The sequence below is a fragment of the Candidatus Binatota bacterium genome (genome assembly GCA_012960245.1).
In the GTDB taxonomy this organism is placed as follows: Bacteria; Desulfobacterota; Binatia; order UBA1149; family UBA1149; genus UBA1149.
Window position 1 is genome coordinate 1 of record DUBO01000044.1, and the last position, 12,888, is coordinate 12,888.

Sequence of the window (12,888 nt, forward strand, 5' to 3'; positions counted from 1 at the left end):
CATCCCGAGGCAATGAAAAAGCACACGAGCCATTTACACAACAACCTGCTGAACATCGCGGCCGAACGCGGGATTCCGGGACTCTTGGCCTGGATGTGGTTCATGGGCGCGTTTTTCGCCGCCGCGTTAAGGCGCTTGAAAGGATACGGCGAATCGGGGTTCGAGAAGCGTTATTTGAGCGTCGCTGGGCTCTCGGCGATTACTGGATTTTTCATCGCCGGACTATTTGAATATAACTACGGCGATTCGGAAGTGGTCATGCTCGCCTACTTCGCCATGTCGCTTCCGTTCATGGGAGCGCGAGAGACGGGTTCTACCGGAGGCGGATGATCGTTTGCAGGAAGCTGAGGCGATCAACCGATTCGCCGGCGGTGAGTAAAACCTCACCCATTTTTTCCCCGTGAAGTTCGTACACGAGACGGCCCACTTGCTGTCCTGCCCGGACGGGAGCGGAAACCGAGGCGGGGATTTCTTTGCGGACAGAAATATTTTTCTCTTGCCCCCGCCGGACCAGTTTGCGAAATCTGCTTTTAGACTTCAGATGGATAATGTCCTTCTGGCCGCGTTTGACTTTCACCGTATAGCCGGTTTTATTCTCGGATTTTTGTCCTTCATACCAACGAAAGTTAGCGAATCCCCACGCGAGCAGGCGTTTCGCCTCGAATTCGGTCAAGAGACCGCCTACCGTGTTGTCCGCCACGCCCATAGCAGGGCCCGTCGTGCTACCGAGCCGACACGCCCAGGAAGGCGCCCAGCGAGTCAGCCCCCGCCGGGGGAGCTGCTTTTTCTACGCCCAGGTTTTCTTCCATCCAGCGGTTCGCCTGGGGTTCGGTCAAGGGCTTTCGACTGACCGCAAAGTGTTCCAAGGCCAACTTACCCTTGCCCTCTGCGTGGCAAGCCGCACAGTCCAGGCCCGACGGATTAGCGTGAGCGGCCGGTACGCCGGCCGGTCCAGCCTCCTCGTCCCCCTCGGTAATCACGGCACCCAGCTCGTAGCCGTCTACACCGGAAAAATACTTGACGACGGAGTCGGCTTCTTCCGAGCTCATGCCGAAGGTAGGCATCCTCACGTCAAGCCAGGGGCGCAAGCGTACGGGCTTGAGAAGGAAATCAAAAAACCAATCCTGTTGCAGCTTGGTACCCTCGCCCTCGAGTATCGGCGGAGCATTTTCGAGGTTTTCGTAGTACTTACGAATCTTCCCCTCGCTGCCTTCGAGCGTATGGCAACCATTACAGTTGTAGTAGTTGACGACCTCGCGACCGCGGGCTACCTCGATGTCGCCGGCCCCGTGGGCCATGAAACGACTGTTGGTTTTTGACTCGGTACGACTGGAAAGAAACGCGACCAAGGCCAGTGCGTCTTCTTCTGACAGGTTGAAGTCAGGCATCACTGCACCGATTCGATCAGTGGCGTAGCCCCTCGGCTCAAGAACCTTGTGGTAGGTGTAGTCGTACCAGGTATGGGCAACGTCGGTGCGGTTGCCGAAATACAACTCCTCGTCAAACTTCGAACCAAAGAACGAAAGCTCCGCCCCAATACGAACCTGCCCTTTCATGCCGTCGATTTCATGACAACCAAAGCAACCGTACTTGCGAATGAGCTCTTCGCCCTGTTCCACGGTTGCCGCTTCGGCGAGTCGACCGCGCAACGCGCCGTCTGCTTCCCTCGGGTCCCCCTCTCGCAGTGTAAGGAGGTAAGAAGTAATAGCTCCGGCTTCCTTTTCAGCGAGCCTCAGGTTCGGCATCTTGGTGTGCGAAGAAAATCCTCTCGGGTCACGCACCCAGTTGTACAACCACAATCCCGTGGTCTTTTCTGCAACACGCGCCAGGTTCGGTGCAACGTCCTTGCCGTCGGCCACGTGGCTCGCGAACTCATCAGCCGCAAAGCCGTGACAGCCCAGACAGCCCAGAGAACGGGTGAGAGCTTTGCCTTCCGCCACCAGCCCGGCGTTGCCTGGATCAACACCCACGGGACTGTCAGCCGCGTCCAACCAGGTCACCGATTCTTCGAGGGAGTCCGACAACAGGTAGGCCACTATAGCCTCAGCCTCGTCCCTCTCCAGCAAAAAGTCAGGCATGCGCGTGCGCGGCCGGAAAGCGGTCGGGTCAGCTACCCAGTCGACCAACCATTCGGGGTTGTCCTTGGCCGCGACTCGCTTGAGAGAAGGAGCCACCTTCGCCAGGTGGTCGTAGCCATAAGCCAGATGGCAACCGTGGCAACCCAGTTCCTGAAACAGACGTTCACCGCGAGCACCCGCGTCCTGTTTCTCCATTCCCTGCAGCGACACGTGACAACTCAGGCAGCGTGCTTCCAGTCCGCCTTCAAAAGTAACGAGAGGATCTTCCCAGTAGTGGTCTCCACCGTGGGCCCGCTCTACTTCGTTCATCGCCGCCCCCTCTCCACCGTGGCAGGGAGTGCAACCAAACTTGCGCACTTCGTGGTTGCCCAGGTAGTACTTGCGGTCGGGATGGGTGCGGAAAGGGTTCTCTTCTTCTTCGAAACCGCTCTTGTCGATGGCCACGTGGCAGTTCTGGCAACGCTCTACCTTACTGACCAGTTGATCGAAGTTGTTGCGCTCGAAGTCGGCAAGGACCACCTGTTCAACGACCGGTATATTGGGGACCCTCATGCCTAACATCTCAAAAGAAACCGAATCGAGCTTCTGCCCGATGCTCCCCAGTTCAGCCATGAAAGGCCGCAAGTCGGATTCGGCCTGCTCTTCGCGCTCGCGAATCTCCCTCGCGGCAGCTTCCAAGGCGGCAACGGCAACCTCGGCCCCTTCGAAGGCAGCCAGGGTGACTTCCAGGCGGTCCTCGAGGGCTGCAACCGCGGCCAGTTCAGAATCCCCGCTCTCGCCGTGAAGCTTGGCAAACTCGACCCTGTACCAGGCTTCCTCAATCTCGCTCTTGACCACGCGGTTGTCGAGATCGGTCTCCATGGCAGTTACTTCAGCGCGGGATTTTTCCCTGGCCAGCCGACTGAGTTCTTCGGCGGCCTCGCCCGACGCGAGATCAAGTCTCGTCTGTTCAAGGGCGGCAAGTGCTTCACCGTAAGCTGGGTCTTCGGCTAGACGGACCAGCTCAGTTTCGCGCTGAAGCTCGTACTTATCTATCGCAAGCCTGTAAAAATCAGCCTTGTACTTCTTCCACTCGTGCCGAGAGAAAGTATCCTGCCACACGGCCCACACAGTGCAGGCCACCAGTACGCCTATGACGAGAAGAAAAACTGCGCCGTAAGAACGCTTTTCTTCTTCTTCGACTAAGCCGCGGTTGCTTGTAAATTTGCCCTTGGCCATCTCGTGTTCCCGGTTGGTCCTGATCTACTTCAATTAGAGGAGCAGCGGCCGTAACCGCGCTCAGTTCCCACGTCCTTCTATCAAGCGGCCGACATAAAACAGCCCGGCACCCGAAGCCGCCAATCCCAGTTCCCTTAACAAGGTCACGGCACCGGTTATCCCCGCCACAAGCCCGAAGCCGACCACGCAGAGGCCGGCGACCTGCAATCCCCTGGCGAAATAGAACTCCACTTCGTCAGATATTAATCCAGGGTGTAACCATGATGTACTTGATATTGAAGCCCATCCTCATGATGAGCTTGATAACAACCGCGATCATGTTGAGGAACAGAAAACTCGCGAGGCCGAACCTCGCCATCCCCCAACGTTCCATGAATTCGCGGCCCTTGGCCCGCACGATCAGCCAGTACATCAAGCCGGTACCAAGGACGAAATAGCCGCCCACCACCGCCAGGCCGAACAGGGCAGACAGGGTGTAATCCCTGAATCCGAACAGGTATGGCAAGTCGACGTTGCTCATGGCGACGACCTTATGGCTGTCCCACACTTCCCACGGCCAGAACCAGTTCCACCCCGGGCCGCGGAGAAACGTCCCCACCACGATCAACACGATCCAGAGAACATGGAAGCCACCAAAAAACGTAAGGATCTCCCACTTACGGTCGGCGTAACAGAAATAGCCGTTGCCCTTGGGATTGATGTCTATGTAGGGCAACACCATGAGGCCCACGATTATAAACGACGGGAGCACCACGCCGGCGTGCCAGGGGTCAAAGAAAACCAGGATTTCCTGCAGTCCGAGGAAATACCAGGGCGCCTTCGAAGGGTTGGGAGTCCTGGTAGGTGCCGCCGGCTGTTCCAGCGGCGCATCCACGAGCAATGACCACACAAGCATGAAAGCCAGTACAGCCAGGAAACAGATAAACTCCGCCCTGACGAGATGCGGCCAGGTGTGAATCTTGTCGTCACCCGGCCCCTTGGCTCTCAGCAGGGTCTTTTCCACTCGCCCGCCGTCGGAAACCTGCGGCGCGGCTTTGCCAACGTCCGCCATGGTCTTGATCTGTTTAGATTCAGCCATGTCGCCTCACAGTGCCGGGCCGGATAGGCCGTCCCGCCTAATTCTCCAGAAGTGAACGATCAACAGCAGCGTTGTCACCAGGGGAAAGAAGATGCAGTGCAGGATGTAAAACCGCAGGAGCGTGTGCGGGCCAATCTCGCCGCCGCCGAATATCAACGCGCGCGCATCGTAGACCGCGTTTACCCCGGCAAACTCAGCAAAGGGCCCTTCGTGCCCCAGCAACGGTGTAGCGCGGGCCATGTTTGACCCCACGGTCACCGCCCAGATCGAAAGCTGATCCCAGGGCAGCAGGTAACCGGTAAAACTGAGCAGCAAGGTAAGCACGAGCAGGATCACTCCCACGACCCAGTTAAACTCGCGCGGGGGTTTGTACGAGCCGGTCATGAACACCCGGAACATGTGTAGCCACACCGCGATGACCATTGCGTGCGCGGCCCAGCGATGCATGTTTCTCATGAGCATACCGAAGGGCATGTCGAACTCGAGGTACTTCATGTCGGCGTACGCGTACTCGGCAACCGGTCGGTAGTAGAACATGAGATAGACACCGGTCACCACGGTAATAAGAAACATCAGGAAGGTTATACCGCCCATGCACCAGGTGAACTTCAAGCGAATCCCGTGCCGTCTCACCTTCGAAGGATGAAGGTGAAGCCAGACATTACCTGAGACCATCAACACGCGGTTGCGCGGAGTGTCGTCGTAGCCGTGCCGGAAGATCGACTGCCACACCGGGCTCTCGACGATCTGCTTTTTGATTTCCTCCCACTTGCTCATAAGTATTGTTTCTATCCCCGTCTGCGGTCAGGCCGCTGCAGATTCAGACCGTCAGGTACGACCCGGGCTTGCCCCAGTCGCCTCTTTCCGACCGATACTTCACGCCCACGTCTACCAGCAACTCGCCTTCTTCGGTCAAGGTGATGCGCACCCGCTCGAGCGGCCGCGGCGCCGGACCTTCAAAATTAACCCCGCTACGGTAGAAGCCGCTGCCGTGGCAGGGACACTTGAACTTGTTCTCGGCCGTCAGCCAGCGCGGCGTGCACCCAAGGTGAGTACACTTGGCGTAAAGGGCGTAAAACCCTTTCTCGTCCCTGACGATCCAGACTCGAAAGTCCTTCTTGAATTTCTCACTGACCTCGCCAATGCCAAAATCATCGGGTATGCCGGCCTTGAAGGTCGTGTCGGGCTTGAACAGCACCCGCGGAAAGCTGGAACGCATTCCCGCAAGCAGGGTCGCCAGCGACACAATTCCGAAACCCGACCAGCCCAGCCGTCCGAAAAAATCGCGCCTCGACCACACGCTGGCCATCTGCTCTTTGCCACGCTTGCGGCGGTCAGCCTCCTGTTGCTGCTCGACGCGTCGCTGCTCATGGATGCCGGCGATTTCTTCTGCGCTCAGTTCCTCTTTATCTTTCGCCATCGCTATTTCTTATTCCCGGTCCGATCCTGCTGCAGAACTTCCGTCGTCTCCGCTCTCAGCCCAAGCTCCTGTCATCCCGCTCCAGAACTTCTGGAGCAACATCACCAGCAGTCCCCAGGCAAGCAGCCCCCCCCCGAAGGCGAGGATGAGCATCCCAATCGGCGGGAAAACCGGTATCAACAACGGGCCCACGATGCACAAGAGCACCCCCAGGCCAAAACTGCTTACACCAGTGCCTCTTCCTCTTAGTGAATCCTCGCGCTCTTCATTACTCGACGCCCGCCCTGCCGATGGCTCGGCCACCGGCAATCGGTCTCGCACCAGCGCGACCGCATAATCGTGAAGCCCTTCCTGCTCAGCGGCCTCCGCTCGGCCTATGACTTCGGCCAACTCATCGGCCATGTCTTCGAGCCATGTCTCGACCTCGGCAACCTCGGCTACCCGGGGCACCTCGACCGACGCTTCCCCGGAAGTTGAACCAGGGGCAGTTTCCTCGGCCTTATCCTCAGCCGCGTCCTCAGCCAACAGGCCTTGTCCGCTATCTCCGACTCCCCTGTCGGTTTCTTCACCAGCCACGTTCTATCCGGGTCGCCCCGCTCAAAGCTGCGTCGCTACCGACTGCTACCTCCGCTGAGCTATTACAAACCATCGACCTCGTCAACCACGCATTAGCCAACGTTTATATGTCTAAAAAGTTATTGCGCGAACGCTAATACATGGGGTAGAACTTGAGTATGTCAGCGGCAGAGCCTTCGTATTACCTGCGTCTGCTCGCAGCGCTTGGGAGCCACTACTGCCCCGCGTGCTTCTCCCCCGCTGATTTCGCAAAAGAGTCCCGGTGTTACGGTGCCTGCTCTACCAGGGCGCGGATGGATCCGCTGCTCCCAAGCCACCCTGCTATCGCAAGCGCGGGCTTCGTAGACTTTTACGAAGCTGAACCCATGCCTGGCCTTTCGGCCTCACTGCGGGCTTTCAAATACGGCGACCTGCGCAGCAGGGGGCGGGCCTTGTGCCTGCTGTTTGCCGCCGCAGTGGCCGACTGGGCACCCGCGATAGACTTCGTGGTGCCGGTAGCCTCGATACCCGAGCGCCAGAAAACAAGGGGCTTCAACCAGGCCGGCTGGCTTGCCTGCTCTGCCGCACGAGCACTAGCCATCCCCTGCCATACCACCCTGCTCAGACGCAGGCCCGGACAGGCCCAGGCTCGCAGCAGCGGTGCCCAGCGGCGTAGCTTACGCGGCCAGTTCTACTGTACGCGGCAAATGCCCACCGGGGCCCGGGTACTGCTGGTCGACGATGTCTACACAACGGGTGCAACCGCCGGCGACAGTGCCCAGGCACTGGCCCGGGCCGGAGCTGGAAGCGTTCACTTTGCCTGCCTGCTGGCCACGCCCGAGACGCGATCCGCCAGGAGAATTGAACCAACGTGTCTTTGACTACTCGCGCCCGCTCCGATAATCGCGGCACGTGGCTTCCGCAGGCTCGCACACTTACCGAAGCGCAGGCGTTGACGTCGCAGCGGCTGACAGGCTGGTAAAACGAATCGCCGCGCTCGCGGGGTCCACCCGCACGGCAGACGTTCTATCGGGCGTTGGACCCTTTGCCGCCGCTGTCCGTGTTCCCTCCCGCTACCGCAAGCCGGTGCTGCTGTCCTCGTCCGACGGCGTGGGGACCAAGCTCGAAGTAGCAATACTGTCCGGCCGCCACAACAGCATCGGCATCGACCTCGTGGCGATGAACGTGAACGACTTGATCACGGCCGGGGCGAGCCCGCTGTTCTTCCTTGACTACCTCGCTGCGGGCAAGCTCGCGTCTATCGACGCGGAATCGATCATCGCCGGCATCGCCGAAGGCTGCCGGCAGTCGAAGGCCAGCCTGGTCGGCGGCGAGACGGCAGAAATGCCCGGCTTCTATCCCGACGGGCACTACGACCTCGCGGGTTTCTGCGTAGGCGTTGCCGAAGAGAAAGACCTTATCGACGGGAGCGCTGTGCGCGCGGGCGACTTGCTCGTGGGCTTGCACTCATCGGGCCTGCACAGCAACGGCTACAGCCTGGCGCGCAAGGCGCTGGGTGTCACCAACCGACGCTCGCTCGGACGCTTTCGCCGCGAGCTGGGGCGCAGCCTGGAAGACGAGTTACTCGAGCCAACCCTGGTTTATGTTCGACCGGTGCTGGGCGCCCTGTCGAGATTTCGTATCCATGCGATGGCGCACATCACCGGCGGAGGACTGCCCGGCAACCTGCCGCGGGTTCTGCCCGAGGGAGTCTCGGCAGTGGTCGATCGCGACTCCTTCCCGTCCCTCCCGATATTCGAATTACTCGCCAGCAAGGGAGGCATATCGCGTGCAGAGATGGATCGTACCTTCAACTGCGGCATTGGTTACGTGATGGTCGTTGCAGCCAGCCAGGCGAAGCGCGTCGTTACCTACCTCCGAAGGGCCCGCTGCGGGGCGTCGATCATGGGAGAAATCATTCCGGGCAACCGAAGCGTCCGCTATCGCGGCAAACGATGAAGAAAGCCTTCCGCATAGGAGTAATGGCCTCGGGCAGCGGCACCAATTTTGGCGCCCTCGCCAAGGCTTGCGCCGATGCTGATTTTCCAGCGACCATAGGCCTGCTGCTGTGCAACAGGCCTGGGGCGGGAGCCCTTACCATCGCCGAGGAGTTCAACGTCCCCACCGCTGTGCTTCAACAAGCCGATTACGACGACCGGGAATCCTTTGACGCGGCGGCGGCCGGAGAATTAAAATCGGCGAAAGTGAACCTCGTAGTCATGGCCGGCTTCGACCGGCTGGTCACGCCTGCCCTGCTCGACGAATTCCCCGGCGGGATAATTAATATACACCCGGCAATCCTTCCGGCGTTTCGTGGAGCCGAGGCCCAGACGCAAGCCGCCGAGTACGGGGTCACCCTGACTGGTGCCACCGTGCACTTCGTAGACCGGGACGTAGACCACGGCCCTATCATCGTACAGGCAGCCGTCCCCGTATTGGCCGGCACCGACGCCGCCACACTGAGAAAGCTCGTGCTCACCGAAGAACACCGCATCCTGCCCTGGGCGGTAAAAGTACTGGCGGAGGGCAGGGTCAGTGTAGATGGCCGGGTGGTAAAGATAAGCGGGGCGAGCCTTCCATCAAGCGCCCTGACCAGCCCCGACGTGGACGCTTGATCACCGCCGGCTGTCGGCAGGATAGTAGAACCTTTCCAGGCGGTCGCCTGACACCCCGGCAAGGTAGAGCAACTTGAGGGACCACATGAGCAGTGTGGTCCGTAGCAGACCCCGCTGAGTCCATCTCCGCGACGAAGTAACAACCCGAGACAGGGGAACAGCCATCGCGGCCATGCCCCTTAAACGTCGCGACAAGCCGATGTCTTCAAAGAGGTAGCTTTCCTGGTAACCACCGGCCTCGTAAAACAAGTCTTTCCTCGCAAAGATCGCCTGGTCCCCCGACGCGCTCCTCGTCAACCTGGAGCGATGATTGATAAGGAACGCTATCAGCTTCAAAAGGGCTCCCGCTTGATCGAAATCAATGTCAAAGCGTCCCCAGCCAGCCCCTGCCCCGCTTGAACTCTCACTGGCCAAGAGTCGACCAACTTCGTTCTCGAAACCCGGGGGGAGCATGGTATCGGCGTGCAGGAAGAGCAGGACCGGGCTCGTCGCGGCGGCGGCCCCCGAATTCATCTGCAGGCCCCGGCCCCTGGACGCTGTCACCACGAGCGCACCCGCGCTCTCGGCCCGCAGGCAGGTCCTGTCCTCGCTGCCTCCATCCACAACTATTACCTCGGCCGCTGCCGAAGCGCAGCGCACGACAGCCCCGATTGACCCTTCTTCGTTCAAGGCCGGGATAATAACGCTGATCGGCAGGCACGCCGAGCTGCCTCCACCGGGGGAAGCACCTACAATGCGGGTCTTCGTCACTGGGTTGTCGCCCCCGGGTGCTTTGACGGCTGTAGCGGGACTGCTAACATCCGCACGTGGCAGAAAAACAATGGTTCACTATAGTCGCGATCGGAAGAGATCGTCCCGGGATCGTAGCCGACCTCGCGCAGTGCGTTTACGATTGCGACTGCAACCTCGAGGACACTGCCATGACAGCCCTCGGTCAGGAATTCGCCACGTTGGTGCTCGTCAGCGGCACATCTGATTCGACTGGGGAAACCCTCGCGACCGCGGTCCGACGCCTCGAATGGGAACGCCACTTGACCGTCTACCTGCGACCGCTGGACGAGGCCCCCAGCCATGCGACCCCCAGCGACGAACCCCAACTGCGCATTCGGGCCGTGGGCGTAGACAAGGCGGGCATCGTTGCCGGCGTTGCGCGGGTGCTCGCCGAACGCGAAATGAGTATTCGAGATCTGCGCGGTCATATATCACCTGCTCCGCAAAGCGGCACTCCTATCTACACGCTCTCGGTACTGGTCGATGCCCGGGGCACCACCGCCGCAGAGTTGGAGCAATCCTTTGCGCCGGTATCGGCGCGCCTCGAAGTCGAGATCACCGCAAGGGCGGAACCCTCGCCTGGCGCGAACTGAAGTTTTCAGTCGACCCTGCCGGGCCTGAACAGCACCTTGCTCTCCGACGCCACGAGTTCGTCGTTTACAAACAGGCTGACCGCCCTGGTCAGGGTGCGAGCCTCGAGCTCCTGCCCACGTCGCCTCACGTCCTCCAGTCCATCCTGTCCCACGTTGATGTGAAACACGTCCTGCAGAATGATCGGTCCCTGGTCGAGATCTTCGGTTACAAAGTGGGCGGTACAACCACACACCCTGACGCCGGCCTCCCAAGCCTGGCGGTACGCCTTGGCCCCCGGGTAATAAGGCAGCAGTGAAGGGTGGATGTTAACCATCTTGTTGCGATACCTGCCAACGAGATCCGGAGGTACTACCTGCATGTAGCGCGCAAGCACGACGAGGTCCGGATCGACGGCGCCGAGCTGGTCGCCGAGAAACTTCATGTGGGCTTCCTTGTCGGTTGAGGGAAAATACCTGAAAGGCAGCTGGTATTGCTGAGCGAGCGGCTCAAGGTCCTGGTGGTTGGACAACACCAACGAAATATCAGCGTCCAGGTCTCCCGAGCGGTGGGCGGCCGCGATGGCCTGCAGGCAGTGGGGCTCGCGCGAAACCAGGATGGCGATCTTCTTCCGAGACCGTTCGCCGTGCAGCCTTACGCTGACTTCCATGTCGAGCTCTTCGCCGACCCGCTTGAGGTCGAGAACCAAGGAGTCGAGGCTTCCTGAGAGATCGGCGAGATCCACGAGCATGGTCATGATGAACATACCCTCCATCACGGTCTGCTCGATGTTCTCTATGTTGACCTGCCGCTCGGCCAGGTAGGCTGACACCCGGGCCACCACCCCTTTCTGGTCACGACCAAGTACAGAAATTACCGCTGGATTGACAGCCATTTAACGAGCTTAACCAGACAATGCCTGGCTCGCAAGTTCTACTGTGCCTGTCGATCGAGTCTGGCAGCCGGAGTGGGCTGCTCGCGGGGGAAAAAGGGGCTGCCGCACCCCGGGTTGAGTCGTCCAGCAAAGTTCGCTCGGACGCCCGGGGCGCGACAGCCAGGGGAGACTTCAGCCGATCTGTCCTTTCCAGCCTCGGCGCGAGTAGATCCTTTCTCGCCTCAGGCCAGGCCCCACGACTTCACCCGGAGCGCCACCGAGGGCAAGTTTCTTTATTCGCCGCAATCCCTTGCGTATGTACTCAGGATCAATTCTCAGCGACGTGCATATGTTTTCAAAAGCGAAAGCCGAGTCCGTGTCCTGACTAGCTATCCAGCTATCGACCTCAAAGAAGCGATGCCTCGCTTCTGGCCGTGGCGAATCCAGACCCGCCTGGAAAGTCACAAGGGCCTCTTCCAGTACTGCGAGCATGAGACGATTGGCCGGCTCTGAAGAGATTTCGGGAGTATCCGACCCTACCGATACGAGTTGTAATGTCTGGCTTCCATTCATGGCGACGTTCCTCCTTGTTTAAAACCCCACGCTCCCCTCGCGGTGTTTCCTTCCTCTCTGCTTGCAGCCTACTGCTGAGCGCCACCCTCGGTCAACGAAATAGAGAGCTCGGAACAGATTTTTTGCCCGGAGGCTCCAAGAGCATAAGATTGCGTGTATCGTATGGAAACAAACTGGAATGCTTTGCGATGGCGCAGAGCAACTGCCCTGTTGCCTGACCGATACACTTGGGAGCGAACTCCATCCCTCGTTGCGCTTGCCTCAATGCAAAAACCGAATTGGCCCCGCCCTTTATGAACCTGATTCGGAGCGAGCGGAACCTGGCTTAAATCCCTTGGACTCGGGCTTTTCTGGCCAGTGGCTTGCCCCCCTCCCGGCTCGGCTGCTAGACTGTCTAGTCGGCCTGCCATAACCCCTCGGACCCCTACCCGGCCAAAAGAGACCAGCCTTGAAAGACCACCAACAGCTCGCTCACGCACGAGGCGTAGTATTTTCAGCCTTGACGGCGATGATTTGTGCCTCCCTGTTACTAGGGCCCCTGCCAGCCCTGGCCTCGAGCGGCGAGGATACCCTTTACCGCGCCCGCCGCTACATACGAGCGGCCGAGCTCTGCGATTCGGTGCAATTGAAAGACCGCCTCTACCGCGAAGCGGAAGAACTGGCGAGAGAAGTCCTGCTCGAAAACCCAAGGGAAGCCGATGCCCACTTCCTACTGTTTGCCTCGGCTGGCGGCAGGGCCATGGCTAAGGGCCCGGGGCTTTCGGCCATTGTCCAGATGTCGCCCCTGAGACGACACCTCGACACCGCGCTGGAAATAGACCCCCAGCACGCGCACGCCCTGGGCGTGAAAGGTGGCATCCTACTGGGACTGCCCCGACTACTCGGCGGCAATCTCGACAAAGCGCTCTCCTACCTGAAGCGCGCGGTTGAACTCAACCCCACCGGCGCCAATACAAGGCTGTCACTCGCCAGGGCTCTACTGAAAAAAGGCGACCGCAACGGGGCCAAGCTAAACGCCCAGCTTGCCGGCCACTACGCGAGCCTGACCAAGCGAACCCCGGTACTGGTTGCTGCCGACAAGCTCTTGAATTCGCTGGACGGCAGCTCAACCTGAAGGCCCAGGCAGCGGACAACGA

The 12,888-nt window shown here is 59.9% G+C and carries 15 protein-coding genes; 6 read left to right on the top strand and 9 right to left on the bottom strand.

The window, feature by feature from the left end; all coding sequences use genetic code 11:
• Window positions 1-12: 12 nt before the first annotated feature.
• Window positions 13-330: a hypothetical protein gene (locus EYQ35_07555; protein ID HIF63990.1), complete on the top strand. Its 318-nt coding sequence runs from the start codon at window positions 13-15 to the stop codon at window positions 328-330.
• On the opposite strand, the gene EYQ35_07560 is transcribed toward EYQ35_07555, so the two are convergent.
• The 6 genes from EYQ35_07560 to EYQ35_07585 form a co-directional block, all read right to left on the bottom strand.
• A complete protein-coding gene (locus EYQ35_07560; protein HIF63991.1) occupies window positions 314-706 on the bottom strand; it encodes a hypothetical protein in 393 nt (130 codons plus the stop codon). The two genes, EYQ35_07555 and EYQ35_07560, sit on opposite strands and share 17 nt — an antisense overlap.
• A gap of 16 nt (window positions 707-722) precedes the next feature.
• Window positions 723-3,296 carry a c-type cytochrome gene (locus tag EYQ35_07565; protein ID HIF63992.1) on the bottom strand — a complete coding sequence of 858 codons (2,574 nt, stop codon included), beginning with the start codon at window positions 3,294-3,296 and terminating at the stop codon, window positions 723-725.
• A gap of 235 nt (window positions 3,297-3,531) precedes the next feature.
• Window positions 3,532-4,347: a cytochrome C gene (locus EYQ35_07570; protein HIF63993.1), complete on the bottom strand. Its 816-nt coding sequence runs from the start codon at window positions 4,345-4,347 to the stop codon at window positions 3,532-3,534.
• A gap of 33 nt (window positions 4,348-4,380) precedes the next feature.
• Window positions 4,381-5,151 (bottom strand): DUF4405 domain-containing protein, encoded by a 771-nt coding sequence (locus EYQ35_07575; protein HIF63994.1) that lies wholly within the window; start codon window positions 5,149-5,151, stop codon window positions 4,381-4,383.
• 43 nt (window positions 5,152-5,194) lie between these two features.
• Complete coding sequence (locus tag EYQ35_07580) at window positions 5,195-5,683, bottom strand: Rieske (2Fe-2S) protein (protein HIF63995.1); 489 nt, start codon at window positions 5,681-5,683, stop codon at window positions 5,195-5,197.
• A 120-nt stretch (window positions 5,684-5,803) separates the two neighbouring features.
• Window positions 5,804-6,370 (bottom strand): hypothetical protein, encoded by a 567-nt coding sequence (locus EYQ35_07585; GenBank protein ID HIF63996.1) that lies wholly within the window; start codon window positions 6,368-6,370, stop codon window positions 5,804-5,806.
• Between the two features lie 152 nt (window positions 6,371-6,522).
• Here EYQ35_07585 and EYQ35_07590 point away from each other — a divergent pair, with 152 nt between their 5' ends.
• The 3 genes from EYQ35_07590 to EYQ35_07600 are packed head-to-tail and all read left to right on the top strand — an operon-like array spanning window position 6,523 to window position 8,964.
• A complete protein-coding gene (locus EYQ35_07590; protein ID HIF63997.1) occupies window positions 6,523-7,230 on the top strand; it encodes a ComF family protein in 708 nt (235 codons plus the stop codon).
• A gap of 31 nt (window positions 7,231-7,261) precedes the next feature.
• Window positions 7,262-8,308, top strand: a complete 1,047-nt coding sequence (locus tag EYQ35_07595; GenBank protein ID HIF63998.1) for a phosphoribosylformylglycinamidine cyclo-ligase — start codon at window positions 7,262-7,264, stop codon at window positions 8,306-8,308.
• Window positions 8,305-8,964: a phosphoribosylglycinamide formyltransferase gene (locus tag EYQ35_07600; protein HIF63999.1), complete on the top strand. Its 660-nt coding sequence runs from the start codon at window positions 8,305-8,307 to the stop codon at window positions 8,962-8,964. The genes EYQ35_07595 and EYQ35_07600 overlap by 4 nt, the downstream gene beginning before the upstream one ends.
• On the opposite strand, the gene EYQ35_07605 is transcribed toward EYQ35_07600, so the two are convergent.
• On the bottom strand, window positions 8,965-9,786 hold the full coding sequence (locus EYQ35_07605; GenBank protein ID HIF64000.1) for a glycosyltransferase: 822 nt from the start codon (window positions 9,784-9,786) through the stop codon (window positions 8,965-8,967). It abuts the gene before it with no gap.
• On the opposite strand from EYQ35_07605, the gene EYQ35_07610 reads away from it, so the two are divergent.
• On the top strand, window positions 9,771-10,328 hold the full coding sequence (locus tag EYQ35_07610; GenBank protein HIF64001.1) for a hypothetical protein: 558 nt from the start codon (window positions 9,771-9,773) through the stop codon (window positions 10,326-10,328). The genes EYQ35_07605 and EYQ35_07610 overlap by 16 nt on opposite strands.
• A 5-nt stretch (window positions 10,329-10,333) precedes the next feature.
• On the opposite strand, the gene EYQ35_07615 is transcribed toward EYQ35_07610, so the two are convergent.
• Window positions 10,334-11,200: an ACT domain-containing protein gene (locus EYQ35_07615; GenBank protein HIF64002.1), complete on the bottom strand. Its 867-nt coding sequence runs from the start codon at window positions 11,198-11,200 to the stop codon at window positions 10,334-10,336.
• Between the two features lie 171 nt (window positions 11,201-11,371).
• Window positions 11,372-11,752, bottom strand: coding sequence for a hypothetical protein (locus tag EYQ35_07620; protein ID HIF64003.1), 381 nt, complete (start codon window positions 11,750-11,752; stop codon window positions 11,372-11,374).
• Between the two features lie 448 nt (window positions 11,753-12,200).
• Here EYQ35_07620 and EYQ35_07625 point away from each other — a divergent pair, with 448 nt between their 5' ends.
• The gene (locus tag EYQ35_07625) at window positions 12,201-12,866 is read left to right on the top strand and encodes a tetratricopeptide repeat protein (protein ID HIF64004.1); all 666 of its coding nucleotides are present in this window, start codon (window positions 12,201-12,203) and stop codon (window positions 12,864-12,866) included.
• Window positions 12,867-12,888 lie beyond the last annotated feature (22 nt).